Origin of the sequence: Sphingobacterium daejeonense, assembly GCF_901472535.1 — a bacterium.
Lineage (GTDB): Bacteria > Bacteroidota > Bacteroidia > Sphingobacteriales > Sphingobacteriaceae > Sphingobacterium > Sphingobacterium daejeonense.
This window is the reverse complement of the sequence record NZ_LR590470.1, coordinates 1604802-1631787: the sequence shown is the minus strand read 5'-3', so window position 1 is coordinate 1631787 and position 26986 is coordinate 1604802. Positions and strand designations below refer to the sequence as shown.

The following is a 26986-nucleotide window of genomic DNA, read 5'->3' as shown; positions in this document are numbered from 1 at the left end:
CAATTCTTCTGTCTTTTGTCTTATGTCTTATGTCTATTTTCAAAAAACTTAACATACAACTCTTTACACTTTAAATTATTCTTTATATCTTTGCGGACTTAAAAACATTTTTTAACAAAATCAAAAAAAAGAAAAACAGGTAAATGCCTACTATTCAACAACTAGTTAGAAAAGGTAGAGTAGCTCTGGTAGACAAGAGTAAGTCACCAGCGTTGGATTCATGTCCACAGCGAAGAGGTGTGTGTACGCGTGTATACACTACTACCCCTAAAAAACCAAACTCAGCAATGCGTAAAGTAGCTCGTGTTCGTTTAACAAACGGTAAAGAGGTTAATGCTTACATCCCAGGAGAAGGCCATAACTTACAAGAGCACTCAATCGTATTAATTCGTGGCGGTCGTGTTAAAGACTTACCAGGAGTTCGTTACCACATCATTCGTGGTGCATTAGATACTTCAGGTGTTGCAGGTCGTAACCAACGTCGTTCTAAATACGGAACAAAACGTCCTAAACCAGGACAAGCAGCAGCTGCACCAGCAAAAGGTAAGAAAAAATAAACGGAGGAAAAGAAAATGAGAAAAGCAAAACCAAAAAAGAGAATCATTTTACCTGATCCAAAGTTTAACGATGTTCAGGTAACTCGTTTCGTAAACAATATGATGGTAGACGGTAAGAAATCTATCGCCTATTCAATTTTTTACGATGCAGTTGAATTAGTAGAGCAAAAGACTCAAGAGAATGGTCTTGAGACTTGGAAAAAAGCTCTTAACAATGTAATGCCAGCAGTAGAGGTTAAATCTCGTCGTGTTGGTGGTGCAAACTTCCAAGTACCAATGGAAGTTCGTCCTGAGCGCAAAATCGCTTTAGGTATGAAATGGTTAATTTCTTACGCTCGCAGACGTGGTGAAAAAAACTATGTTTGAAAAATTAGCGGGAGAAATCATTTCAGCTTCTAAAGGTGAAGGTGCTGCTGTTAAGAAGAAAGAAGATACGCACAAAATGGCTGAGGCTAACAAAGCGTTCTCACACTTCAGATTCTAATTTTGAACAAAAAGAATCAAATATGTTTACACCGACTTTAGATAATAGATTTTTCCATTATCAAAGTCGGTGTATTTATTTCTAAAGAAATAACAATCAGCCAATAGGCAAACTGCAATAAATAACATGGCAAAAGATTTAAAATTAGTAAGAAATATTGGTATCGCTGCACACATCGATGCTGGTAAAACAACAACTACAGAGCGTATATTATTCTACTCTGGTGTAAACCACAAGTTGGGAGAAACTCACGAAGGTTCTGCTACAACTGACTGGATGGCACAAGAGCAAGAGCGTGGTATCACGATTACCTCTGCAGCTGTAACTGTATTCTGGAACTACCGTAACAAAAAATACCAAGTAAACGTTATTGACACTCCAGGACACGTTGACTTTACTGTAGAAGTAAACCGTTCATTACGTGTACTTGATGGTCTTGTATTCTTGTTCTCTGCGGTTGATGGTGTTGAGCCTCAATCGGAGACTAACTGGCGTTTAGCGGATGGATACAAAGTTCCTCGTATAGGTTTCGTAAATAAAATGGACCGTTCTGGTGCTGACTTCTTAAAAGTAGTTAAGCAAGTAAAAGAAATGTTAGGTTCTGATGCAGTAGCTCTTCAATTACCTATCGGTGCTGAAGATAACTTCGAAGGTGTTGTTGACTTAATCAACAACCGTGGTATCGTTTGGAATGAAGCTGATAAAGGTATGACCTTTACTGAGGTTCCAATTCCTGAGGATATGTTGGAAGAGGTTGCTGAATACCGTGAGAAATTATTAGAAGCTGTTGCTGGATATGATGAGTCTTTGATGGAGAAATTCTTCGAAGATCCAGATTCATTGACAGAGCGCGAAATCTTAGACGCTTTACGTAAAGCAGTTTTAGATAATGCAATTGTTCCTATGGTTTGTGGTTCATCTTTCAAAAACAAAGGTGTTCAAACTATGCTTGACTTCGTTATGGAGTTATTGCCTTCACCATTGGATCAAGAGGCTGTTAAAGGTACTGACCCTCGTACTGGCGAAGAGATTGTTCGTAAGCCATCTGAGTCTGAGCCATTCGCAGCTTTAGGTTTCAAAATCGCTACTGACCCATTCGTAGGTCGTTTATGTTTCACTCGTGTTTATTCAGGAGTATTAGATGCTGGTTCTTATGTATTGAACACTCGTTCAGGCAACAAAGAGCGTATCTCTCGTATCTTCCAAATGCACGCGAACAAACAAAACCCAATCGAAAGAATTGGTGCTGGTGACATCGGTGCTGTTGTTGGTTTCAAAGACATCAAAACTGGTGATACTTTATGTGACGAGAAAAACCCTATCGTTCTTGAATCAATGGTTTTCCCTGAGCCGGTTATTGGTTTAGCGATCGAGCCTAAAACTCAAGCTGACGTAGATAAATTAGGTATCGGACTTAGCAAATTAGCTGAAGAGGATCCTACATTCGTAGTAAAAACTGACGAAGACACTGGTCAAACAGTTATTTCAGGTATGGGTGAGCTTCACTTAGATATCTTGATCGACCGTTTGAGACGTGAGTTCAAAGTTGAGGTAAACCAAGGTGCTCCTCAAGTTGCTTACAAAGAGTCTATCAACGGAACTACTGAACACCGTGAGGTTTACAAAAAACAATCAGGTGGTCGTGGTAAATTCGCGGATATCAAAGTTGTTATCTCTCCTGCAGATGAGGATTGGGATGTTGTTAAAAACCCTCTTCAATTCGTAAATGAAATCGTAGGTGGATCTATTCCTAAAGAATATATCCCTTCAGTTCAAAAAGGATTCGAAGTTTCCATGAAAAATGGTGTTTTAGCAGGTTACCAATTGTCAGGTATGAAAGTTCGTTTGATTGATGGTTCATTCCACGCAGTCGATTCAGACTCATTATCTTTCGAATTAGCAGCTAAGATGGCTTACCGTGCAGCACTTCCTAAATGTTCTCCAGTATTAATGGAGCCTATCATGAAAGTTGAAGTATTGACTCCAGAGGAAAACATGGGTGATGTAATGGGTGACTTGAACCGTCGTCGTGGTCAAATGCAAGGTTTGGATTCACGTAATGGTGCTCAAGTAATCAAAGCATTAGTACCACTTTCTGAAATGTTCGGATATGTAACTCAGTTACGTACGATCACTTCTGGCCGTGCAACTTCTACAATGGAATTTGATCACTACGAAGACGCTCCTCGTAACGTACAAGAAGATGTGATCTCAAAAGCAAAAGGAAAAGTTAAAGGTCTAGAAGATTAATCTTTAGAATTAAAATAAACCGATCCCTGGTTGTTAATAGCTCTAATCAGGGATCATCTTAAAAACAAAATATATAATGAGCCAAAGAATCAGAATCAAATTGAAATCATACGATTACAACTTGGTTGACAAATCAGCTGAGAAAATCGTAAAAACAGTAAAACCTACAGGTGCAGTTGTTAGTGGTCCTATTCCATTGCCTACTGAGAAAAAAATCTATACAGTTTTACGTTCTCCACACGTTAACAAAAAAGCACGTGAGCAATTCCAATTGTGTTCTTACAAGAGATTGTTAGACATCTACTCATCTAACTCAAAAACTGTTGATGCGTTGATGAAATTAGAATTACCTTCAGGTGTAGAAGTTGAAATCAAAGTGTGATAGATTTCGATAAGAAAAAAACTAAGAGCCCATTGAAAAATGGGCTCTTTTGTTTTTTTCTTATCGAGATTTGAGATATGAGATTTGAGATATTAACCGGAAAATTATTTCTCAACTCTTATTTTCCAAAGCATACTTTCTATCGCACATCTCACATCAATATCGCATATCCTGTCACAAATACTAATACCCTTTCTATCTCACATCTCATATCACATATCTCATATCTCCTTTAATAAATACTAATACCCTTTCTATCGCAAATCTCACATCTCATATCTCATATCGATATCCATATCTAATCTCAAAACTGAAATCCTACACCGAAATTAAATGTTCTATATGAGGAAGAAGGTAATGAAACATTCTTTATTCCATTTAGATCTGTTAATCCGAGTCCATATCCAGCTTGAAATAAAAGGCCATTTTTCAATTTATAACCTAAACCAAAATTAACACCGGCATCTATCCTGTTCATGTATTTATTATTTCCACTGAATTTGATGTCTGATGACCTTTCTTGAGTCGAACCTGGCTCATAATTTGATTCCTTTATTTTTCCTGAAATATTATAGCCAATATATGGACCTGCCGAAAGAAAGATATCGCCATAACCAACAGGAACATAATAAATCATATTTATAGGAATTTCAATGGACATGGTATTCATAGTCCCTTTATAATCCCCCTTTATATCAGGATCCATGATAGAACCTGGAGCAATTGTTTTAGAACCTTTTCCCTGTAAGGACAAACCTGGTTGAATGGACAAGCGGGATGTCAGGGGAAATTCTGCAAATCCGGTAACAAAATAAGAAGGAGTGTAATTTTGGAATTTACGCTCCGTAATCTTGGAAAAATTCATTCCTGCTTTTAAACCATAAGTAGTTTGAGCATTCGCTGCAAAAATGGAAATAAAGGAAAATCCTAGAACTGATAAAATTGTTTTCATGATTCATAATTTAATTTTAGACCAAAATGTATTTTAAATTGTATTTAAATGAAGTTTTATAAGTTTCGTACTTTATGTTGCATGAAATATGAGATTTGAGATATTAACTGGGAAATTTATTTCTCAATTCTCATATCGCCATCCCCCCTTCTATCCCATATCTCATATCTCACATCTCATATCTAAACTCAAAACTGAAATCCTACTCCGAAATTAATGGTTCGATTGGAGAAGGATTTACTGTTCTTGGAGGCGTTTAGATCGCTTAAACCTAGGCCATAACCTGCTTGGAACAATATTCCATTAAAAAGCTTATAACCTAGGCCAAAATTAAGGCCGGCATCTAGTCTATTCATGTTTTTGTCGTTTCCACTGAAGTTGACATCACGTTCACTTTCGCCATTGGGACCAGAATCTTTGATTTTGCCACTGATGTTATATCCAAGGTAAGGTCCAGCAGAAATAAACATTTTCCCATTTCCGACTGGAACATAGTATACAGCATTTACAGGAATCTCAATAGACATCGTATTTAATGTTGATTTGTAGTCTTCCATAGGAGTTTGATCCCAGTTAAAACCTGCTGATTGAAATTTTGCACCTTTCCTTTGCAAGGATACTCCCGGCTGAATAGAGAATTGAGAAGACAAAGGAATGTCTGCAAAACCAGTTATAAAGTAAGAGGGGTTGAACTTTTGATCTTCTAGATTGGAGACCTTTGATAGATTCATTCCAGCTTTTAGACCATAAGTAGTTTGAGCGTGTAAGGCACAGATGGACAAGGCGCCAATTGCCATTGAAAATAAAATTCTTTTCATAATGATTATTTATAATGTGAACCCAAAAGTATTATACCTAACCACAAATAAATGTTACCAAACTGTTAATTAACAATATTTCACACAGGATAATTTTGCAGTAAAAGAGAAAGACTCGCCTAAGCGAGTCCTTCTCTTTTTATTTAGCAAAATTCAGGTTAAAATTGGAATCCAACACCTATAGAAAATACTCTATTTGATAGTGCTTTTTCCTCCTTATCAACATTCAAATCTGCAAGCCCTAATCCATAACCAGCATTAATCAATAGTCCACTAAAAAGCTTATACCCTATCATAGCATTAATACCAAAATCAAGTGGTTTCATATCTTTATCCTTCCCTGAAAATTTAATTTTCTCTTCTGCGCTTTTACCATTTACCGTTTCCTTGTACTTTCCACTGATATTGTATCCAATGTAAGGTCCGGCACCAATAAATACTTTTCCAGAACCTGCAGGTATATAATATACAGCGTTTACGGGAATTTCTATCGACATAAGATTTGTACGAATGGAAGCTTCGTTCTCACCTTCTTTAATAGATGCTTTAGCACCCTTTCCTTGCAAAGACAAGCCTGGTTGAATTGAAAATTGGTCAGCTAAAGGTAAATCAGCGAATGCAGTGACAAAATAGGACACATGACTAGGAGTCTTCACTCCTTTTTCAACTTCAATAGTCATTTTTGCCATGTTGACTCCAGCCTTTAGACCAAATCCTGTCTGAGCCATAGCTCCAGGAATCGCAAATCCACATAGGATCGCCCATAATAAAACTTTTTTCATAAATCATAATTTATTGTTAATAAAGTAAATGTAATTTACTTTTATTATATTTTCAAAATAATTAACAATAAATTGAATGCTATTATTTACTATAAAGATTTTATTATAAAATTTTAAAAAATTCAATTAATTATTTTATTAAAATATTTGAAATCATTTAATTTTTCAATTATTTAATCAGCAGACGCAAAATAACATTTGAGGGCATTAAATGTTACAAGCACAAAAAAAAAAGGCAACCCTAACGGATTGCCCTTTATTTATTCACTAAGGCGATTAAGCCTTTTCAATTTGCTTAGAATTGGAAACCAAGACCGAATGATAAGGTACGGCTATTGATATTATCGCCATCTCCAGGATTAAGATTTGTTAACCCTAAACCATAACCAGCGTTGATTAATAATCCATTGTTGAATTTGTAACCACCTAGGAAGTTAACACCAGCATCAATAAGATTCATATCTTTATTATCTCCTGAAAATTCTAAATCCCATTCAGTTTCACCAGTATATCCAGCTAAATCTCCTTTTAATTTGTCTTTACCTGAAATATTGAATCCTACATAAGGACCAGCACCCAAGAAAACGTTACCTGCACCAGCTGGAATATAATATACCGCATTTACAGGAACTTCAAGAGACATTACATTTCTAGTATACTCTGCACTAGAGTTATCTAATGATCCAGTAAATTTAGTTCCTTTACCTTGTAATGAAACACCTGGTTGGATAGAGAACTGAGATGCTACTGGAATATCAGCAAAACCTGTTACGTGAAAAGACACGTTATTGCTTTGATCTGAACCCAGGTTTGAATATTTACCTAAGTTAACACCAGCTTTTAATCCGTAGCTAGTTTGAGCTTGTGCTCCAGCTGCTAATAAAAATGCAGCACCCATAGTAAGTAATAATTTTTTCATATTCTTTTTATTTTTTCTTATTTAATGGTCTCATTAATTGTAGTTGAGACACTGCAAGACTTGCAAAGTTTAGACCAAAATGAAAATTTTAAACAAATACCTTATTAAAACATTTATAATCAAGTGTTTATTTTTCAATAAATTTTATTTTCATCTTATGGTATTCACTAGATCCAATTAATTAAATTAAAAATCAATGCCTTAGAGAGGTTAAGAAGAAATACCTAAACAAAAAGCGAAAAAGGTTTTTTTATTTTAAAATTTAATCCTATTTTTGCATGCCTGTAAGGGTAAAGGGTCGGATGGCCGAGTGGCTAGGCTGAGGTCTGCAAAACCTCCTACAGCGGTTCGAATCCGCTTCCGACCTCGTTAATAACAATTAAAAATATTTTATCACAATGGGAGTTACACGTTTAAAAAGAAAAGATAGAAGAAATAAAACTGTTGCACGCGTTGAAGTACAGTTTTTAAAGCTTGGCCGTAATATTGAACCAGGTTCAAAAAGCAAAATGCCGAAAAACAGCCAAATCACTAAGAATGACGCAATCTTAGATAAACTTTCAGCAGACGCTAAATAAGTTTAACAACAACATAAAAAAGCCTGTAGAATATCTACAGGCTTTTTATTTGGGCTACAATCTCCTCAACCTTTGCTTGAGAACTATAAATTTCGTCCTCATCCATCCCACTCACAGCATCCATTTTAAATTCCATTTTTGATTTCTCAATCACTTTTGCTGAAGAATGAATGCTTTTGGCACCCGTGTAATTTAAAATTGCTGTTACATTCGCAGCATCAACTCCAGAGCCTGGCATTATTTCTATTCTATCCCCAGCTTGCTGAACTAGCCTCTTCAGAAGATCCCTTCCCTCCCATGCAGTATTCTGTTGTCCTGAAGTCAATATCCGGTCACATCCCAATTCTATGATATCTTCCAATGCCTGCATTGGATCTTTGCAGCGATCAAATGCCCGATGGAATACAACACACATTGGTTTAGCTTCTGTTACCAAAATTTTCATTCTTTCTTTATCAACAGAACCATCAGCATTCAATATTCCAATAACAACTCCGTCACATCCCGCTTCTTTGCAATAAATAATATCTTGACGGATTTCATTGAATTCATCATCGTTATAAAGGAAATCACCGGTTCTTGGCCTTATTAAAACATGTACACCGATATTTAAGCTTTCTCTTGTCAATTTGATCTGCCCATAAGATGGCGTTGTTCCTCCATTTTCTAAGTTCTGACACAACTCAATTCTACTTGCTCCACCAGCCTGTGCCTGCTTTGCTGAGAAAATTGAATTGGAACAAATTTCCAATTTTAAACCATTTATCTTAACTTCATTCATAAACCAAATATATTCCTTTTAAACCAGTATAACCGACATAATTATTTAATTCACATATAATCAACAAATTATTAAAACAAAATGAGATTATACTTGTTGAAAATCGTGCGAGCAAAATAACAACATTATGCCACTTATTTCAAAACAACGAGAAGTGCAGATTCATTTATCATCGCTATATGATAACCTGCAAACTAGTGTCGAGAAAATGAAGAAGGAACTCAAGACCCATCGATCTGAGTATGAAGACGCCTGTCATCTACACATTAAGTCTGGCTTTCAACTTGAAAAGTTATGGCTTAAAGCAGACCGTAATTATCAGAACAAATTCCGTGAGTTCGAAACCCATTGTTTTCTATTAGATATTCTTTCTGATTATCGTGATGAAGAAGGAAATTTCATTCATATGGATGAATTTATCCTAACACTTGAATCGCTGCTCAAACAATTCGTAAAGCAGGAAGCTTACGAAACATGTGCTGTCATTAAAAAATGGCAGGACCATATTACAAACAAACACAGATAAATCAAATTATTTGCCTGTTTCACTTTAGGAGAATTTCTTTTGGTCCATCGATATTTATCAAATGAATTCCTAGAGAACAAAACTACACGCTTCTATACTATCAAAATTGTAAATTATTTTTACCCTTGAATTATCCAATAGCATTAAAAGAAATTTAATTGCCAAAAGACACCGGTTCTTCGAATATTTTCTTTAAGATTTCCCAATTTTTATTTTCGTCGCAAAGGAGATCTCTTGCAGAAATACCATAGTTGTTTTTCAAATCTGGGTTAGCACGATACTGCAGTAATAGATATATTATATTTATATCCACATTATCCATCATTGCTCGCCACAGGGCAGTATTTCCAAAATGGTCTTGTAAATCAACTTCAATTCCAGATTTAAGTAATAACGATACCAAATCTAATTGGTTGCTTTGAACAGCAATATGCAAAACGCTGAGTCCTTTTTTATCTTGATGGTTAAGGTTTGCATGCTGCCGAATTGCCCACTCTACAAGTTGCGGCTCTCCATATAGTGCAGCATTTAATAATAATGTCCTATTGAATCTATCGGTTTTATTAACACCATTCTTTCTGTAATACTCTTTTACTTTATGAAACTCACTTCTTTTTATGGCCTCAATAGGTGTATCAATTTCTTTCAATTTAAAAGTCAAAGCCCTACTCCTTTCTTTTTGGATTCCAAAAAACCCTTTTTTAATAGTCTTGTAAATAGCTTTCTCTAAAATAAGTTAACAAAAAAAAATCATAAACTCAAAACATAACCGTCAGTTATGATATCGGTTTCAAAAATTTCAATTTAGGTTTTACCATTTTTCTCTCAACAGTTCTTCTAGTTTTTCTATTTCTTTTTTATAGATAGTTTTTTTCCGGGTTCCAAAATATAGGATATTTTCCAGAGGGTCATCTCCTTCATATACCAGTTTTATTTTTCCTGACTCTAGAGCATCCTGACATAGAAAATCAGGAACTACGGAAAATCCTTCAGAATTCCCCAGACAACGGATTATGGAAGATATATTCGGCACGATATAGTTCGGGCTAAAATCAGTGTGTTCATCAAAATGCTTCATCCAGAAGTGTTTAAGGTGAGCCATATCAGCAGCCGTACTATACCACAATTGTTTCTTCAGCCAAGCAGAAGCCTCCTTTAGCTTCCCAGATTTTAAAAGCTTTTCTAATTCGACGGTGTCTGTTTTATTTCCAGCTACTAAAACAATTCTTTCTTTAGAAAATGGCTCATATTCCAAATTCTTCTGATTTCCCTTATGTGAAGAAACAATCAAATCCAATGACCCATTATCCAAATCATCTTGCATTTGTTCATATTCTCCAAATTTGATGATCAAATTAAAAGGCAACTCTGTTACATGTTCTTCCAATGTATACTGAAAGGTTTCAAAGCACATACCAATTGAGATGGTAGCGCGCTCAGTTTGTGAACGTTTATGAAATTGTTCCTCTGCCAATTCCAATTTCCCTAAAGGTTCAAGGATAAAATTATAAAGGATCTTACCTCGTTCTGTAGGAACCATTTTTCTTGCTGATCTGTCAAACAATTTTGTTCCTGTAAACGATTCCAAGGAATTTAAATGGAGGCTAACCCCAGGTTGAGAAATAAATAATTCTTGAGCCGCAGCTGACAAAGTTCCTGTTTCATAAATTGCTTTAAATGTTCGCAGCCATTCTAAATTCCATCGCATAACTATAATATTAATTATATAAACACCAAACTTAAATTATTTTAAATATACATAAAAGTAATAGAACTTTGTCCTATCACAAATTATAATGATAGAAATATGAACATATTTATAATCAATGCAGGACAAGTCTTTTCACATTCAGGAGGAGCATTAAATCGCAGTATAACAGATTGGACGCGCAATTATTTTCAACAAAATGGTTATGACGTCCGTGTAACAGACATCAACGATAATTTTGATCCCTTAGAAGAGGTGGAAAATTTCAAATGGGCAGATATCATAGTATATCATATGCCTATTTGGTGGTTTCAAGTTCCGAATAAGTTTAAATTTTATATTGATGAGGTATTCAATGCTGGCCATCAAAATGGAATGTACTTTAGCGATGGTAGAAGCAGAAAAAACCCAGCAATAAATTACGGAAAAGGGGGCTTAATGCATGGGAAAAAATATATGGCCACCACGTCATGGAATGCTCCAGATACCGCTTTTACATTGGAAGGAGAATTCTTTGATCAAATTTCTGTAGATAATGGCATCTTATACGGCTTCCATAAAATGAACCAATTTGTGGGAATGGAAAGAATCCCTGGTTTCCATTTGCACGATGTTGAAAAAAATGCAACTGCTGAAAGGATCAACAATTACCATCAGCAATATCTTAAACATTTAGCAAATGAATTCTCTTCCATAGAATCAGTCTGCGAATAAAAACATAAATGGAAAAGCGAAATAGGTTTCGCTTTTCCATTTTTTTTATTTCAATTTGATTTCAGGAGCATTTTCTTTCACCCATTCTGTTACCGAAATTGGCACATCAGAACATAAATAGTCACTACCTAAATATACTCCCAGAAGGAAATCATCAATTGATCTTCCTGGCCATAAGCTCACTATGATTCCTTGTTTCTTTGCTTCGATCACCATATTTCTAGTTGTACCATGTACGCTGGCTCCAATTCTGTTGATTCCTAATTCTTTAGCTTCATCAACTACTTTTTGTGTCAATCCTTCACCTTTAATAAAAAGCATGTCTACTTTTGGATAAGTCTTTTTCAAATATTGCAAAGGTCTTTTATCAAAAGACGTTAATAGGTAATCTGACCCAGCAGGTTTATTTGAATATGTTTTCTCATAGAGCTGATCACAATATTTTTGTAAATCTTCCTCCGAATACATCGGTTTATTGGTTTTCATCTCAAACTCAATGTAAACTCCTGGCTTATCCTTAAAGAATTCTACCACCTTATCGAGAGTCGGTATGGGATTTCCTTTTTTCGTTTTTAGTTTTTTGATTTCTTCAAGGGTCATTTCCTCAATTTTCCCTTTAATCCCAACTATTCTTTCTAGGTTATCATCGTGAAAAATTACGAGTTGCCCATCTTTTGTCAGTCTTACATCCGTTTCGTAACCTCGCATTCCTTTTTCATAAGTTGCTTTAAAGGCTGAAATGGTATTCTCATCATACTCATGAGCCCCGGCTCTATGTGCAAATAATTTTACTTCAGCTTTCTGAGAAAATCCTTCGGGAATAAATGCAAATAAAAAAATCATAAGGACAAGGAGGTTGTTACAATTACTAGGTTTTGATAAATAGGTTGATTTCATTTTTTAAGGTTTTGTTTTTCAAACTATAAATATAAGGGGTTATATATTTTAGGAACAAATCAAACAGATTATTAATATAAAATTAATATAACATCAACCAGAATATTTTCAGAATAAAATTGAACAATTATAAAATTTAATATAATTGATAAATATTTTTTATTTATTTTAATATTTAAATTATAAACATCTATTTATTCTTATTGGTGAATTTTAAAATTATTTAATCAAAAAATACCCGAAGAGAATTTCTTCTTCGGAAAACCAAAACTAAAACTTAAGATTATGAAAAGTATCGGTTCAATTTTATTTATTTATGGTTTGTTAGCCATTATTATGAATTTTTTCAATGCTGTTCCAAGACTTCTTTTATGGATTTACAATTGGGGCGAAGGCACCGCTTGGGGCATAAAAATCGTCTTTGTAGTCGTTGGAGCAGTATTGTGGATTATGGGAAATAAAAACAAAGAAAAAGAATTGCTACCAGCGGAAGAGCCTAATAACGATCAAAAAAACACAAATATAATTTTAACTTCAAAATCCTCAGAACAATAAGTTCTGAGGATATTTATTAGATTCGAAGAGAATCATTTATGTTATTTGACTGAATTTTAGTTTAAATAAACCGTTTTTTTCTCTTTTGCGGATTTCATTGCGGCCTCCAATATTTCAACCGCGATTACATTCACTTTCAATCCATATTGATCGAATTCCTGCATTTTGAAAGTTCCATTTACAACCGCTGCTAGGAATGAAAATGGATCATTGAAAGGTACAGGTCTTGGTTGAAGCTTATGGATCTCCTCTGGTTTGTTTTCCTGCAATCTAGACCTCAATGTGGTTGGATCTACAGCAATAGCATAGCCTTTATTGCCATACACTTCCATATCCTTTCTTGAAAAAGTCCAGTTCCAAGAACCCTGAATGATACATTGTGCTTTTGGATACTGCAAAACAATGGTTGCTTCATCATCAACATCTTTATATATTTCAGGTTTGTTCTGTTGAACAACTGCTGTTACTGAAATTGGTCTTTCTCCATTTAATAGCCATGTCATCAAGTTGGCTCCGTAACATCCAAAATCAACTAAGGCTCCAGCACCATTCCTTTTTGGGTCTGTCAATATTTCTAAAAACTCGTTGCTTACACCAATTTCTTTTGGTCCTTGGTGACCATCATTAACCACTACTTTTCGGATTTCACCTAACTGGCCTTTTTCCAATAATTTTTTGATTTCTTGGTTGCTCTGGTACCATGAAGTCTCATAATTAGTCAACACATGGATGTTATATTTGTTGGCCAAATCCTCGATTTCAATTGCGTCAGCCAAGGAAGTTGCCAAAGGCTTTTCTACCATAACATGGATTTTCCGGGGAGCGCAAGCTCTTACTACATCAACATGCTCACTAATTGCACCGAATGCCGATACTGCAGCAGGTCTCTTTTGTTCCAACATTTGGTCCAGATCCGTAAAAAACATAGATTTATCTAAGTTATATCGCTTCGAATATCGCTCAATTAATTCAGGATTTGTTTCATATATCCCTACCAATTCCACATCGTTTTTGTCTTTACGATTAAAGATCCAATCTACATGACCATGACTGAGCCCGGCGATGGCAAGTTTCAGAGGAGTTTGTCCAAATGTTTCCATTGCAAACACAACAATAAACAAGGAAAGTAATAATGATCTCATAGGAATGACTTCTATAATTGTAATTAATTTTTTAGGATGTATTCCTAAAATATGCAAAAAGAGCGAAAAATAGAATTTGAACTTTTCACAGAATTGCCATTTGGGAATATGTTTTTGCAATACATCGGTCCAATTTTTACAAAAAATGCATTTAAACGAAATTTTATCTTTTATTATTAGAAATATGTTAATTTAATCTCGTTTTATAACCAAAAATAAATTTTATGGAATTACCCTGGGCAGAGCCTTATAAGGTGAAGATGGTCGAAGAAATTTACATGTCTACCCGCGAGCAAAGAGAGAAATGGATCGATGAGGAAGGCAATAATTTATTCAACTTAGCAAGTGATCGAGTTTTTATTGATTTACTGACTGACAGTGGAACGGGAGCCATGTCTGACCGGCAATGGGCAGAAATAATGATGGGTGACGAAAGTTATGCCGGATCTCAATCGTATTTGAAACTGAGAGAAGTGGTCAGGAATACCTTAGGATTTCCTTATTTTCTTCCTACACATCAAGGACGTGCCGCCGAAAATGTCTTGTTTAGCATCTTAGTGAAAGAAAACAATGTAGTTCCTGGGAATTCACATTTTGACACGACGAAAGGACATATTGAGTTTCGCAAAGCACATGCAATTGATTGTACAATAGATGAAGCTTTTGATATCAATGATTTGCACCCTTTTAAAGGAAATATAGACCTCAAAAAATTAGAGGAAGTTTATAAGGCGCATCCAAAGGAAAACATACCTTTTTGTATGATTACTGTTACCTGTAATTCACCGGGTGGTCAGCCAGTATCTATGGAGAATATTATTTCAGTAAAAGCACTTTCAGATAAATATGGAATTCCCGTTTTTTTCGATGCTGCTCGATTTGCTGAGAATGCATATTTCATTAAAGAAAGAGAGGAAGGATACCAAGACAAGACCATCAAAGAAATTGTTAAGGAAATGTTTTCATATGGTGATGGATTTACCATGTCAGCAAAAAAAGATGGACTCGTTAATATTGGAGGACTTTTAGGCATGCGAAATGAACAGTTATACCGCGCTTGTGGCAATATGGGCATTATCTACGAAGGCTTTATTACGTATGGAGGATTGGCAGGACGTGACCTTGCAGCTTTGGCTCAGGGATTATTGGAGTCGACGGAACTACCCTATTTGAAAGCTAGAATTGATCAAGTCGAATATCTTGGCAACAAATTAATTGAATATGGAATTCCTATTCAGAAACCGATCGGTGGACATGCAGTTTTTGTGGATGCTTTGAATTTTCTGACCAATGTCCCTCGGGAAGAATATCCAGCTCAAACCTTAGCTATAGAACTATATAAGGAAGCTGGAGTCAGAGGCGTAGAGATTGGAACTCTATTAGCTGATCGTGACCCAGAAACTAGGCAAGATAGATTCCCTAAATTGGAACTTCTCCGTTTAGCTATTCCCCGGAGAACTTATACCTACAAACATTTAGATTATGTCGCTGTCGCTCTGAAAAACATTTTCGACCGTAGAGATGAAATTAAATCTGGATTGGAAATCGTATGGGAATCAGAAATATTGAGACACTTCACCATTTTGTTGAAGAAAAAATAAGATAGACACCCTTTTCTTTCAAATAAACCAACCTTTATCTTTCAAATGATTTTTACAGAATCAAAGATGAGAGATAAAGGTTTTTTATTGCATTTTCCATTTTTGCGTCTTTATGCATCATTGCATAACAAGGTACCCATTCCCTGTTTTATTACAATTTAATTTTATTTGATATAAATATTTTAATAAAGAAAAATTAGCATAAAATAGCATCCTACCTCTATAAAAATCCATATTTATTTAACAAAACGAAAGAAAAATTAACAATATTAAATTAAAATTTTTAGCAAACGTCTTAAATATTAAAACACATTTCTTATTTTTAGTCAGAGAATCAATTAAATTATTATAAACCTTATTAATTATTCAACATTTTCTTAACATAGAATTTACATTCCAATTGTAGTTTTGCGCAATGCAGTTCATAAGAAGTGCAACAAACAGCACTAATTGAAAATTAAAATAGTTCAATACCAACTATTTAAAATTTAACTGGATTTAAGGTGGTAAATCAAACCATTCAAAAAACCGCAATGTAGTTATTTTCTAATGTTTGCAGACCAAAAGTATTTTAATAATTAACTGTTTGATATTATTAACTAAATTTTTTAATGAAGAATCATTTTACAAAAATTAGCAAGGTAGGACTCCTGTTGATGCTGGGTTTCTCCTACACTACGCATGCTCGAGCAAATCTGAGTCATTTTCCGATGTCAGAGCATTCAGCTCAGGAAGTTATTGATGTTAAAATTACAGTCGTTGATGCAAAGACAGGAAATCCTTTAAATGGAGCTAACATCATGAACAACAATAAAGCTATTGGCTTTACCAATTCAAATGGTGTATTCCAAGGTTCTGTATTAAAAGGATCAACGATAAACATTAAAATGATTGGTTATAATGCCACCACTTTTAGGGCAGAAAAAGACAACTACAGCATCCAATTAACGGAAGTTGATGAATCTATCGAAGAAGTTGTTGTTACAGCACTGGGCATAAAAACGTGAGGAACAAGCCTTAGGGTATGCTGCAAGTACTGTGAAAGGGGAACAACTTACAGAGGCATTATCCAACAACTGGATGGATGCACTATCTGGTAAAGTCGCAGGTGTCAACTTAATGCGCTCAAATTCAGGACCTGTAGGTTCAACTAAAATTATCTTAAGAGGTGAGAACAATCTAACGGGTGAAAATGAAGCTTTGATTGTTGTTGATGGAGTAATTATTAATGGGGGGGTCAGGGCGTCGTTCAGCACTAGGTTCAGACAGTCCTTATGGAACTGGATCTGATAATATGCCTGTAGATTATGGCTCCGGTATGGATGATATCAATCCGGAAGATATAGAAAGTATTACCGTCCTCAAAGGACCTGGAGCTGCTGCACTTTATGGGCAAAGGGGCGCAAATGGTGCCGTAATCATTACTACAAAATCAGGAACTCAAAAATCAAAGGGAATTGGGATAACAGTGAATTCAAATACTTCTTTTGAATCCATGAACCGTTCTCCTGAACTGCAATACGTATATGGTCAGGGTCTTGATGGTGCTGCTCATTATTCATTTGGAAGTACGGTTGATGGTGGAAGTACAAGTGGAACGAGTTCTGCATATGGTCCTAAGTTCGATGGACAAGAATTTTTTCAATGGGACCCCTTGACACAGAAAGTTGGGGAGTCGCGAACTCCTTGGAGAGCATATGACGGCAAGAATGGAGTCAACGGATTCTTTGATGTCGGCCGTACATTCACAAACTCTGTTTCCATTGATGGTAGCACTGACAAAACAACTGCAAGATTTTCAGCTACCAACGTTCAAAACAAATGGATTGTACCAAATACTGGTTACAAACGCAATACATTGGCCCTTTCGGTTAATTCAAAAGTTACTGATAAACTAACAATCAATTCGAAAATCAACTACAACAACCGTTGGTCCGACAATTTACCTGGTTCAGGTTATGGAAATCAATCGTTGATGTACTGGTATATTTTTTGGCAACCTAGCGCAGATATCAATTGGCTACGGAACTACTGGGTAAATGGTGAAGAAGATCGTAAGATTTCCTATCCATTCAGTACTTATCCTGAGAATCCATATGCCATTTCTTATGAATTCATCAATGCCAACAACAGACATACCATCACCGGTAACGCTCAGGCAAGCTATCAGTTCTCTCCAAATCTAATGGCTCAGGTTCGGGCTGCAATGGACATGTCAACAGAGGACAGAAATCAAAATCGCCCCTATGATGCAGGTTCCAGATTTCGTGAAGGTTCTTACCGTAGTCAATCGGTATTTTCAAGAGAAACAAATCTAGATTTCTTGGTTAGATATAACAAAGAAATCAATGAAGATTTTGACTTTTCAGTTACGGCGGGTGGAAGTACCCTTCGTAACGAATACAGAAGAGATGAATTAACCTCTGATGGTTTATTTTATCCAGGAGTCTACAACCATGGAAACGCTAGATATGGTGTTAAAACAAAACAAATTATAGAAAAATTTGAAACCAATAGTATCTATGGATTGATCACAACAGGTTATAAGGAATTCTTATACCTTGATGCGACAGCTCGTATGGACTGGACCAGTACGCTAGCTACAATCTATTACCCAGATAAGAAATTAAACTTCTTCTATCCGTCGATCAATGGTAGTTTTGTGTTCTCTAAACTATGGGAATTACCAGAATTCATCAATTTCGGTAAAATCAGGGCATCATTTGCTGGAACAGGATCAGGAGTTCAGAGACCTTATCAAACTTCTTTTGTTTATGAGAACCCAAATTCATTTAATCGGAGGTGCTTTATCAAATCCTACAAGCTTAGTTAACCCACTCATTCGTCCTCTTCGCACGACTTCTCTTGAATTCGGTACGGATATCCGTATGGTAAAGAACCGTATAAAATTAGATGTCGCATGGTATAAAGCTAATTCTATGGACCAACACTTATATAGGTTCGTTGATCCAGCATCTGGTGTTAGTAGGTTCTTAGTGAACTTTGGTGAAGTAGAAAATAAAGGATTGGAAATCAGCTTAAATACAGATCAAGTAAAAAAGGATGACTTCACTTGGTCATCGATGTTAACCTTTACGACGAATAAAAATGAAATCAAACAATTAACGGACAGCTCAATTGTTCTTCAACAACGCTCAGTTGGTTCTGGACAAATTGTGGGTATGGTCGGTGGAAGTTTAGGGGATCTATATGGAATCGGATATTTAAGAGCGCCCGATGGTCAGGTAATTTACGATGAATCGACTGGTTATGCGAAATTGACTAATCAAGTTGTTTATCTAGGGAATACGATCCCTAAAGGAAAAGCTTCATTTGGAAACAGCTTTTCTTATAAAGGACTTCGTTTAAATGTTTTGTTTGACACACAATGGGGTGGCGTTGGACATTCTTTGACTCATTATAAACTTGCAGAACAAGGTAAAACGGTTAACACATTGCCAGGCAGATATAGTGGTATGATCGGTAACGGTGTAATCCAGAATGCAGATGGCACTTTCCGTCCTAATGATGTTGTTGCTAAAAATATCGATGAATATTATAGATCACATTTTGGACAGGACAATGCTGAGGGTAGCACCTTCCCTACTGACTTCATCAAATTTAGGGAAGCACGTTTAGACTATTCATTAAGTAAGAACCTGGTATCACGGTTAGGCATTAACCGTGCAACAATAGGGGTTTATGGTCGTGATCTATTTATATGGACAAAATGGCCGGCATTTGACCCTGAAATTTGGAACACTTGATGGTGGTGATATTGTGAAAGGATTTGAAATCGCACAATTCCCTTCAACACGCACCTTTGGTTTTAACCTTATCGTAGGCTTTTAATTTGAAAATTATGAAACTGAAAAATATATTTATACTTGGGTTATTGAGTGTTTTGACCTTAGTATCTTGTGACAAAGGGTTCAATGAGCTCAATATAGACCCCACCAAAACAACCGAAGCATATCCTGAACAATTCATGACCCATGCTTTGATGCAGACGGTTTCGGCAAACATGAACCGAAACAGAGGATTTAACAATGAATTGATGCAAGTAACCGTTTCTCTCGGCGATGGAGAATATAAAGTCTTCAGGTATGATTTCAGGAGAAGTTGGTCTGATTACCTATGGAGCAGCCATTTCTTGAATATGTCGAATTATAAAGACATGTATGCTAAAGCAACAAATGAATTAACATTAAATCCATCCTACCAAGGAATTTCATTGATTTTACAAACTTGGACCTATTCTATCCTTACGGATACATATGGCGACATTCCATATTCACAATCTACTCTGGGAAGGGATTCTTTGCTATTTGAACCTAAATTCGATGCTCAAAAAGATATCTATGCGGATATGTTCGCAAAGCTGGATACCGCAAACAATCTTTTGAAAGCAAATACGGGAATAAATGCAACAGTGGACCCTGTTTTTGCTGGAGATGTGGCCAAATGGAGAAAATTTGGAAATTCTTTATACTTACGCTTGTTATTGCGAGTTGCTCATAAAGCGGAAATGAAAGAATATGCTGTAGGGAAAATTAAGGAAATATTAGAAACAAACAGTTCGAATTACCCAGTTATATCAAACAATGAGGAATCAGCGATTTTAAGATGGACTGGAGAGGGCGTATTTATTTCGCCATTCATGTCCACTCGTGTACAAGATTTTAGGGCTACGGCTATAGCAGAATATTTTATTGATTTTCTTAGGGATACAAACGATCCTCGCTTGAATATTCCGGAATACGGAACTTCCGGAGTAAACCGTTGGGGTATCGCTCCAGTTTCCGGAAATTTTGTTGGCGTTCCGAGTGGATATGCGGCAGGAAGTGAAGATTACTCGAAAATGTCATATTTCTATTCAGCAGACCAAAATAATGGAGTAAACAGCATCCAACAAGAACCATTGACCGGCATGATCATGAATTTTGCTGAAGTGGAATTTATCAAGGCTGAAGCTATGTTAAAAGGTTATATTACTGGAGATCCCAGTGTTCCATTTTACTCTGGAGCTGAAAACTCCATTAAGCTCTGGGTTCCAACATGGGCAGATGATATTAAAGAACATTTAGCTGCTTCTGATGTAGCTTGGGATCCTGCAGCATCATTTGACAAGAAGATGGAAAAAATACACCAACAAAAATATTTCGCTTTATTCTTAGTGGATTTGCAACAATGGTTTGAATATCGAAGAACAGGACATCCGATTCTTCCGAAGGGAGAAGGCTTAAAGAACAATGGCGAGATGCCTGCCCGTATGCAGTATCCTGTTTATGTTCAATCTTCCAATCCAACAAGTTACAGAGAAGCTGTGGCGCGACAAGGTGCGGATGAAATCAATACAAAAATGTGGTGGCAAAAACCTTAACCAAAAGAAATTATTGACATGAAAAGTATTATAAAACAAATAATTGGATTTGCGGTTTTGTTGGGCATTACGGCAAGCTGTGCTGACACAAACTACCCTGGGGGAGAAGTAAATCCTACGATTGGAATCTATGATGTACGCAATTTATATAAAGGTTCGCCAGTCAGTTTAAATGTGGAGTCATTGGGAGGATCCAACAATATTTCAGCAACTGTTATTTCTGATCATTCTGCAGGCAACATTCCTGAAGGATTATTAATTGTTCAAGACGCTCAACGGCTGGATCTTTTGCGAGGAATCGCTATACCATTGGGTTCCCAGGCAAAAGATTTTGTACCTGGGGATTCATTGGTTATCAATATTGATGGTGCAGAACTTGACCGAGTGGATGATGTACTTCAAATCAAAAACATCACCGTTGATAAAATTCAAAAAAGTAGCATCTGGGAAAACAGTCTTTGCTACGATGACCAATACAGCAAGAATTGCTGCAAAACCATATGATTATGAAAGCACATTGGTTGCTATTGTTAAAGGAGGCTATGAATATAGCCCTACAGAAGGTCAGGTAATCTCTGGGGACCAAACAATTAATGATGGATTTGGAACCATTACATTAACAACAGATGCTTCATCTTCTATCGCGAATTTGCCTCAATATAAAATGGCAAATTACTATGGTATTATTTTCACTAAGACAGTTCAGGATAGTGTTATAGGATACCAACGATTGAGGAAAAAGAGTGATTTGGTGGAACTTAAGTCAGAGTACAAAGTTCCAAAAGCCATCATTACCGGATGGACAAATGACCCTAAAGGAACGGATTCAAACAACGAATATATTCAGTTTATGGCAACTGAAGATATTGATTTCTCCAAGACTCCATTCTCAGTCGTGACAACAAATAATGCCAATGCATCTACTCCGACCGGATTTCCTCGAAAAGGATGGGCGACGGGAGGTATGCGTACTTATAAATTCAATTTGACCAGTGGTTTCGCAAAGAAAGGAACCTTGTTTTATGTGGGTGGTTCAAAAAAATTGATAATGAGTACTGGATCAACTAGTATCGCTGATGCGAATTGGATTACTTCATATGACTATGCTGGAAATGATGGTCAAGGATTTGGCAATAAAACAAGCAACTTATTGGCAAACAGTGGTAACGCTTATGGAATAGCCATTTTTCAAGGCACAGAAGTTACAGAACAGTCTATTCCTGAAGATGTCATTTTCGTGGCTACAGGCGGGAGTCTAGTTGGTAATGGTTTGGGTTATCGAATTGCCAATACAGACTTTTATGATATCATCAATCCAGTTTCTTTAAAAGAACAACCTTTTTATCGTTCTGGATCGAATAATAACAATATACCTTATAATACTCCTTCAGATGCAGGTTATTTTAATATGATGGGAGGAGAATATAACATCAAATTAAGCAGGTGGACGAAAGCTAGAGTTAAGTATGCTCCTATTTTGGAGAAAACTTCAACATTGGCAGATATAGAAAATCCAGAGTTTCTTACGAAACTCATAGATTAACAATGGAATATATTGAATAAAAGGGAGGTCAAAAACCTCCCTTTTATTTTTTCAATCTTTTACTCTATACTTGGTTTATTCTCCTTAGCAACAAAATCCTTATCACTTAAAGTATTGATAAAAGATATAATATCTAATTTTTCGCTTTCAGTCATTTCTATTCTATTTCCTTTATTTTTCAATACAGGATCTAGGTTGCTTGCATTTTCAACACCAGCATCCAAATAATCCAACACTGCCCTTAAGGTTGGGAATTGTCCAAAGCTACCATATGGTGCAGTAAACTCGGCATTTCTTAAGGATGGCACCCTGAATGCCATATAATCTTCTAATTTACCAGTAACCCTCGCTCGCCCAGCTTCTTCAGAACTAGGGTTTAATGGGAATCCGATATTCCTAAAGCTTTGGTCTGTAAATAATTCACCGCTATGGCAATTGGCACATTTGAGCTGGAATACAGCATAGCCTCTTGCTTCTGAATCTGTAAACTTCTCCCCTTGTTTTCTTTTCACCCTATCATATTTACTGTTAGCTGAAACCAACATATAAGCATATTGAGCTATACTTTTATAGATTCTTTCAGCAGTAACTTCCGAATCCCCAAACGCCTTGAAGAATAAGTCTGCATAATGTTTATCCTCTTTTAATTTGCCAATTACTTCTAGGATTGAGGAATTCATTTCTTCATGAGTAATGATAGGAACCAAGGGTTGATTTTCTAGTTCAAGGATATTTCCATCCCAATTATAGAATTCCATAAAAGCTAGGTTTTGGATAGGAGGAGTATTGCGCAGTCCAACTCGATTATAGATGCCAACAGCTTTTGGATTATTATCTGCAAAAGCATTTGATTGATTGTGACAACTCGCACATGAAATCGTGTTGTTTCCGCTTAACCTTTTTTCATTAAACAACTTTTCCCCCAACTGAACTCCATATTTAGTTGGCCTATTTTCCAAAACCGAACTATTGACCTTAGGAAATCCCATAGGTAAGTTCAACGGAACTTCTGGATTATCAATGGGCACTGGAAGGTCAACCTCTTCGCTTTTACAAGCAATAAGAAGAATGAAAACGCTTAAAACAAATAATATTTTTTTCATGAAATAAAAGAGATATGGTCATCATTTTAATGAATGACAACCACATCCTTTGTTTATTAATTTTCTACTTTACTGATGGAGAATATTCCGGAAACATCGCTAGTTCCGTTCCCACCGAGATTGTCTACAAATTTTACCATTTCCATCGCTGTATGTAAACTTGGTGTAGCATTTCCGGCACCTAAGGTTATGGTATTTGTTTTTCCACTCAATAATTTATCAAAATCAGCATCAATAGTAATTTTCGGAGATTTCTTGCTGACCGATGCTGTTTGAGGTAATTTTAAGGTAATATCTCTGTAGGCATCCACTCCTTGTTTATAGGTAGATTCATCATCCTTTTTCCCCGCCACAGTGCTACCGGTATGGATGGAAAGGGTTTTATTGTCTGTACCATAGAAACCTTCGATTTTGGCAAATCGGTAGCCTGTACCCCATTCCCAATGCATTTTAGTATCGTTTGCTCCAGCTTGACTATAAAAGGCTGGAAATCTGGTTTCATCCAATTTATTTAAATCAGTTTTAACACCTAAACCGAATTTTATTTCCTTGTATTCTCCTACCGGGATATTTGTTAATTTGTAATCCAAGGTCTGTACTTTTGAATGATCAATTACCGTTGCACCATTGTCTAGGTTGTTGATATTGTAAGGCAATTCTGTTCCATCGTCTTTGATCAATCTGATATTACTGATTACGTACTTTAATTCTGAAAAATGATGAATTTGATTAGCCGCTGATGTATTTTTTGTTGCTGCAGTTGAAGTAGCATCACCCAATACAATGGTTTTTCCTTTGAAAGTATTGTTGAAATGCAGAGTTACTTCATTGGCAACTTGTTCACTGTCCTCTTTACTACAAGAAGTTAATATTGATACGGCTAATATTAGAGTTAAATACTTTGATAATAATTTCATTTGATATTTATTTTTAAATTTTGAATTTTTATTAATTGAGTTTTTCAATCGGTATTTTAACAATATAGTGGTGGTGGAATAAATATCTCTAGCTCAGGTTCTTTATAGGTTTTATCTTTATAAGAAGAATAGTTTTTATTAATATTTACTGAAAGAGACTTTGGCAACAATTCAAAATCTACCGCAGCATACAGGTCTACCTTTTTATAATTTTGCAGTAAGTTTTTTTTGTCGTTTTTATTTTGTGCCTTTTCCAGTTTCTTCTTCAGGAAACATTGACCATGACAGTTCAAAGCTGGCCTATTTTTATTGATGCAATATTGTTCCTCAATTTGTTTTTGATTTAGTATAAAGTGCGTATAAATGATGGTTTGCTGAAAGCCTATCAGCAAAGACAAAAACATCATTAGAACACTTACAAACTGTCTCATCCCTATCAAAAACTTATTTTCAAAGCCACAAACATGTTCCTTCCCATTCTTGGGATATTTCCCCAGTCTGCATAAGTACTGTAGTATTTATTAAATATATTTTCTGCACCAATCTGTACGGATGCCTTATATTGTCGAAATGGCATGGAATAATCGGCAGAGGCATTAAATACGGTATATGCTGGAGTTTGATCTTCGCCATATTCAGGGCTGAAATCCTTATGCTCCAGATCTCCATTCAAAGAAGCCCGTATTCCAAAGTTTTGATGCATATAATGCACGGATGTCATATAACTCAAAGGCCTGATAAAGGGTAAATTCCCACCTTTATGATCTTGAGATTTTGCATAGGTCAAAGTTCCTTTCCAATGCAGATGCTCCAAGATATCGTAATTGGCATTCAAGGCGAAGTTAAAAAGCTTAGCATGATCCAAAGATGTATATCCCTTCACTCCTACTGACTGATAATTCATGGGACTTCCCAAGCTCAAGATTTTTCCAACGATATAATCCTTTATGTAGAAATAATTGACCTTAGCTTCAATTGTCAACTTTTCAGTTTTATATCCTGCACTAGCATTCGCTTCATATGATATTTCATTTTTGAGGTCTGGGTTTCCGATATAATCATATCTATCGAAACTGTTATAGATATAATATCCATATCCTTCAGAAACTGAGGGAGCCCTATGTCCATAGCCTGTGCCAACGGAAAACTCGAATTGATTCAAAGAAAGTTGATAGCTTGCATGCAATCCTGGCAACACCCTGTTTTTCTCTTGAGGTGTCCCTGGGTGAAAGATCCAATTGAATTCAGGGTATTTTACTTTATTATAATTCCAGCTCAAGGTACCTCCAAAATTCAAGTGTGAAAAGTCATTAAATTCCCAAGAGTTGTTGATAGAAACGCCTGCAAATCGGGTGGTAACCCAAGGCCAACTATACGCAAACATTGTTTTTTTTGACCTATCTTGAGGGTACATGGTCATTTCGGCAATAGAAAGGTTTTCATAGGCATTTAATTGAATTTCCGAACTGAAACGATTGTTTTTAAGATTTACCTTGGAAACCAATCCATAGGTATTGCTCCATCCGGGCATATCCATGTGAACCAAATTTTCAGGTCGTTTTGTATCGTCCATATAGTGTTCTATGGCATTAAAATACAGCTTCGTATCCCACACTTTTACTATCCCTTTTTCAAACATTTGTTTATAGGCTGCAGAAGTAATAATAGCTCTAGATAGCCATAGATCCATAGGCAGCGCAGGATAACCAACATCTTTTGCTCGATCAAAAATTGCATCTATTTTAATCGAGGAAAGCTCATTCGTTTTATAGGCTAAACCTAATGAGGCATTCAGTTTGTTATATTGAGAATGGTTTACTTCATGATCATGACCATCATAGTAATTCCCAGCTTTTCTTAAAGCAATACTTCCGTCAGCGACAAAACGATTACTTGAATATGAAAGGTTACCAAGGTTGAAATATTGCTTGTTATTAAATTCAAAGCCTGTTTGATAGGCTCCAGACCAAGTCTTTTGTTCTGAAAAGGAAGTACTTTTTCTTTTCAGGTCGATACTTCCGGCTACCGTTGCGCCATGCATGGAACCTTCTTGACCTGATGTCACATCGATGCTAGATAGATTATTGCTTTCAACATAGGATGTAATGGGATCCATTTTATCCGTACAAGCTCCAAAGACATGCATACCATCAATCGTTATGGTTGATCGTTCCGAACTCATGTTGTTCAGCAATGGCTCCCATGCGTATGCTCCTCTTTTAATGAAACTGATATTGTCTGAGGAAGCTAAATATTCATCGACAGATACTGCCATTTTAAGGTCGGTTTGGATTTTCCTTTTGATAAACCCCTTAACCCTTACCTCTTCAATTTTTTCTACGGTATCTTTCTGAACGTCTGTTTGTTGTGCGTTCACATTTATTCCAATGCATA

General features: G+C 35.9%; 30 protein-coding genes and 1 tRNA gene. 18 read left to right on the top strand and 13 right to left on the bottom strand.

The genetic code is table 11. The annotated features are described in order from the left end of the window. The first annotated feature begins 143 nt into the window (after positions 1–143). The 5 genes from rpsL (at position 144) to rpsJ (ending at position 3673) form a co-directional block, all read left to right on the top strand. Entirely contained in the window at positions 144–557 is a 414-nt protein-coding gene (gene rpsL, locus FGL31_RS07795; RefSeq protein WP_002993550.1) for a 30S ribosomal protein S12, read from the top strand. A 15-nt stretch (positions 558–572) separates the two neighbouring features. Then, complete coding sequence (gene rpsG, locus FGL31_RS07790; RefSeq protein ID WP_446677067.1) at positions 573–923, top strand: 30S ribosomal protein S7; 351 nt, start codon at positions 573–575, stop codon at positions 921–923. Beyond that, on the top strand, positions 916–1041 hold the full coding sequence (locus tag FGL31_RS30325) for an uS7 family ribosomal protein (RefSeq protein ID WP_349676342.1): 126 nt from the start codon (positions 916–918) through the stop codon (positions 1039–1041). Before rpsG ends, FGL31_RS30325 begins: the two co-directional genes overlap by 8 nt. Positions 1042–1167: 126 nt before the next feature. After that, positions 1168–3291, top strand: a complete 2124-nt coding sequence (gene fusA, locus FGL31_RS07785) for an elongation factor G (protein ID WP_099372570.1) — start codon at positions 1168–1170, stop codon at positions 3289–3291. 76 nt (positions 3292–3367) lie between these two features. Further along, complete coding sequence (gene rpsJ / locus FGL31_RS07780) at positions 3368–3673, top strand: 30S ribosomal protein S10 (protein ID WP_013667229.1); 306 nt, start codon at positions 3368–3370, stop codon at positions 3671–3673. Between the two features lie 304 nt (positions 3674–3977). Here rpsJ and FGL31_RS07775 read toward each other — a convergent pair whose 3' ends face one another. The 4 genes from FGL31_RS07775 to FGL31_RS07760 all read right to left on the bottom strand — a co-directional run bounded on the left by FGL31_RS07775 (position 3978) and on the right by FGL31_RS07760 (position 7144). Then, a complete protein-coding gene (locus FGL31_RS07775; protein WP_099372569.1) occupies positions 3978–4625 on the bottom strand; it encodes a porin family protein in 648 nt (215 codons plus the stop codon). Positions 4626–4813: 188 nt separating this feature from the next. Further along, positions 4814–5443, bottom strand: a complete 630-nt coding sequence (locus tag FGL31_RS07770; RefSeq protein ID WP_138090341.1) for a porin family protein — start codon at positions 5441–5443, stop codon at positions 4814–4816. A gap of 158 nt (positions 5444–5601) precedes the next feature. Next, entirely contained in the window at positions 5602–6225 is a 624-nt protein-coding gene (locus FGL31_RS07765; RefSeq protein WP_138090339.1) for a porin family protein, read from the bottom strand. Between the two features lie 295 nt (positions 6226–6520). Continuing rightward, positions 6521–7144 carry a porin family protein gene (locus FGL31_RS07760; RefSeq protein WP_099372566.1) on the bottom strand — a complete coding sequence of 208 codons (624 nt, stop codon included), beginning with the start codon at positions 7142–7144 and terminating at the stop codon, positions 6521–6523. Between the two features lie 296 nt (positions 7145–7440). On the opposite strand from FGL31_RS07760, the gene FGL31_RS07755 reads away from it, so the two are divergent. After that, positions 7441–7511 (top strand) — tRNA-Cys (locus tag FGL31_RS07755). A gap of 31 nt (positions 7512–7542) precedes the next feature. Further along, positions 7543–7722 (top strand): spore protein, encoded by a 180-nt coding sequence (locus FGL31_RS07750; RefSeq protein WP_099372565.1) that lies wholly within the window; start codon positions 7543–7545, stop codon positions 7720–7722. Between the two features lie 34 nt (positions 7723–7756). On the opposite strand, the gene FGL31_RS07745 is transcribed toward FGL31_RS07750, so the two are convergent. Continuing rightward, entirely contained in the window at positions 7757–8503 is a 747-nt protein-coding gene (locus FGL31_RS07745) for a copper homeostasis protein CutC (protein ID WP_138090337.1), read from the bottom strand. A gap of 127 nt (positions 8504–8630) precedes the next feature. Here FGL31_RS07745 and FGL31_RS07740 point away from each other — a divergent pair, with 127 nt between their 5' ends. Continuing rightward, positions 8631–9029: a hypothetical protein gene (locus FGL31_RS07740; protein WP_099372563.1), complete on the top strand. Its 399-nt coding sequence runs from the start codon at positions 8631–8633 to the stop codon at positions 9027–9029. A 154-nt stretch (positions 9030–9183) separates the two neighbouring features. Here FGL31_RS07740 and FGL31_RS07735 read toward each other — a convergent pair whose 3' ends face one another. Further along, the gene (locus tag FGL31_RS07735; protein ID WP_171017579.1) at positions 9184–9678 is read right to left on the bottom strand and encodes an ankyrin repeat domain-containing protein; all 495 of its coding nucleotides are present in this window, start codon (positions 9676–9678) and stop codon (positions 9184–9186) included. A gap of 162 nt (positions 9679–9840) precedes the next feature. Next, positions 9841–10737 (bottom strand): LysR family transcriptional regulator, encoded by an 897-nt coding sequence (locus FGL31_RS07730; RefSeq protein ID WP_138090333.1) that lies wholly within the window; start codon positions 10735–10737, stop codon positions 9841–9843. 99 nt (positions 10738–10836) lie between these two features. Between FGL31_RS07730 and FGL31_RS07725 the strand changes: the two genes are divergently transcribed. Beyond that, entirely contained in the window at positions 10837–11451 is a 615-nt protein-coding gene (locus FGL31_RS07725; RefSeq protein WP_138090331.1) for an NAD(P)H-dependent oxidoreductase, read from the top strand. 45 nt (positions 11452–11496) lie between these two features. Here the strand turns inward: FGL31_RS07725 and FGL31_RS07720 are convergent, their stop codons facing one another. Continuing rightward, positions 11497–12294, bottom strand: coding sequence for a glycerophosphodiester phosphodiesterase (locus FGL31_RS07720; protein ID WP_138090329.1), 798 nt, complete (start codon positions 12292–12294; stop codon positions 11497–11499). Between the two features lie 339 nt (positions 12295–12633). On the opposite strand from FGL31_RS07720, the gene FGL31_RS07715 reads away from it, so the two are divergent. Then, positions 12634–12903 carry a hypothetical protein gene (locus FGL31_RS07715; RefSeq protein WP_138090327.1) on the top strand — a complete coding sequence of 90 codons (270 nt, stop codon included), beginning with the start codon at positions 12634–12636 and terminating at the stop codon, positions 12901–12903. 56 nt (positions 12904–12959) lie between these two features. Here the strand turns inward: FGL31_RS07715 and FGL31_RS07710 are convergent, their stop codons facing one another. Beyond that, on the bottom strand, positions 12960–14045 hold the full coding sequence (locus FGL31_RS07710) for a Gfo/Idh/MocA family protein (protein ID WP_138090325.1): 1086 nt from the start codon (positions 14043–14045) through the stop codon (positions 12960–12962). Between the two features lie 224 nt (positions 14046–14269). On the opposite strand from FGL31_RS07710, the gene tnaA reads away from it, so the two are divergent. The 8 genes from tnaA to FGL31_RS07690 all read left to right on the top strand — a co-directional run bounded on the left by tnaA (position 14270) and on the right by FGL31_RS07690 (position 22572). Further along, positions 14270–15646: a tryptophanase TnaA gene (gene tnaA, locus FGL31_RS07705; RefSeq protein ID WP_138090323.1), complete on the top strand. Its 1377-nt coding sequence runs from the start codon at positions 14270–14272 to the stop codon at positions 15644–15646. Positions 15647–16257: 611 nt separating this feature from the next. After that, positions 16258–16653, top strand: coding sequence for a carboxypeptidase-like regulatory domain-containing protein (locus FGL31_RS24975; RefSeq protein ID WP_232046392.1), 396 nt, complete (start codon positions 16258–16260; stop codon positions 16651–16653). Between the two features lie 31 nt (positions 16654–16684). Continuing rightward, complete coding sequence (locus FGL31_RS24970; RefSeq protein ID WP_232046391.1) at positions 16685–16936, top strand: TonB-dependent receptor plug domain-containing protein; 252 nt, start codon at positions 16685–16687, stop codon at positions 16934–16936. Then, the gene (locus tag FGL31_RS24965) at positions 16875–18479 is read left to right on the top strand and encodes a TonB-dependent receptor plug domain-containing protein (RefSeq protein ID WP_232046390.1); all 1605 of its coding nucleotides are present in this window, start codon (positions 16875–16877) and stop codon (positions 18477–18479) included. Before FGL31_RS24970 ends, FGL31_RS24965 begins: the two co-directional genes overlap by 62 nt. Next, positions 18421–19413, top strand: coding sequence for a SusC/RagA family TonB-linked outer membrane protein (locus tag FGL31_RS24960; RefSeq protein WP_232046389.1), 993 nt, complete (start codon positions 18421–18423; stop codon positions 19411–19413). Before FGL31_RS24965 ends, FGL31_RS24960 begins: the two co-directional genes overlap by 59 nt. Positions 19414–19508: 95 nt before the next feature. Further along, positions 19509–21029, top strand: a complete 1521-nt coding sequence (locus tag FGL31_RS07695; protein ID WP_138090321.1) for a SusD/RagB family nutrient-binding outer membrane lipoprotein — start codon at positions 19509–19511, stop codon at positions 21027–21029. A gap of 18 nt (positions 21030–21047) precedes the next feature. Then, entirely contained in the window at positions 21048–21533 is a 486-nt protein-coding gene (locus FGL31_RS24955; RefSeq protein WP_232046388.1) for a DUF5689 domain-containing protein, read from the top strand. Beyond that, positions 21448–22572: a hypothetical protein gene (locus FGL31_RS07690; RefSeq protein WP_232046387.1), complete on the top strand. Its 1125-nt coding sequence runs from the start codon at positions 21448–21450 to the stop codon at positions 22570–22572. Before FGL31_RS24955 ends, FGL31_RS07690 begins: the two co-directional genes overlap by 86 nt. A 59-nt stretch (positions 22573–22631) precedes the next feature. Here the strand turns inward: FGL31_RS07690 and FGL31_RS07685 are convergent, their stop codons facing one another. From FGL31_RS07685 to FGL31_RS07670, 4 genes are read right to left on the bottom strand one after another with little or no spacing between them, the layout of a single operon-like run. Next, on the bottom strand, positions 22632–23675 hold the full coding sequence (locus FGL31_RS07685; protein WP_138090319.1) for a cytochrome-c peroxidase: 1044 nt from the start codon (positions 23673–23675) through the stop codon (positions 22632–22634). A 56-nt stretch (positions 23676–23731) separates the two neighbouring features. Continuing rightward, entirely contained in the window at positions 23732–24592 is an 861-nt protein-coding gene (locus FGL31_RS07680) for an MbnP family protein (protein WP_138090317.1), read from the bottom strand. A gap of 56 nt (positions 24593–24648) precedes the next feature. Next, positions 24649–25023, bottom strand: coding sequence for a hypothetical protein (locus FGL31_RS07675; protein ID WP_138090315.1), 375 nt, complete (start codon positions 25021–25023; stop codon positions 24649–24651). Positions 25024–25028: 5 nt separating this feature from the next. Further along, positions 25029–26969, bottom strand: a complete 1941-nt coding sequence (locus FGL31_RS07670; RefSeq protein ID WP_232046386.1) for a TonB-dependent receptor — start codon at positions 26967–26969, stop codon at positions 25029–25031. Between the last annotated feature and the right edge of the window lie 17 nt (positions 26970–26986).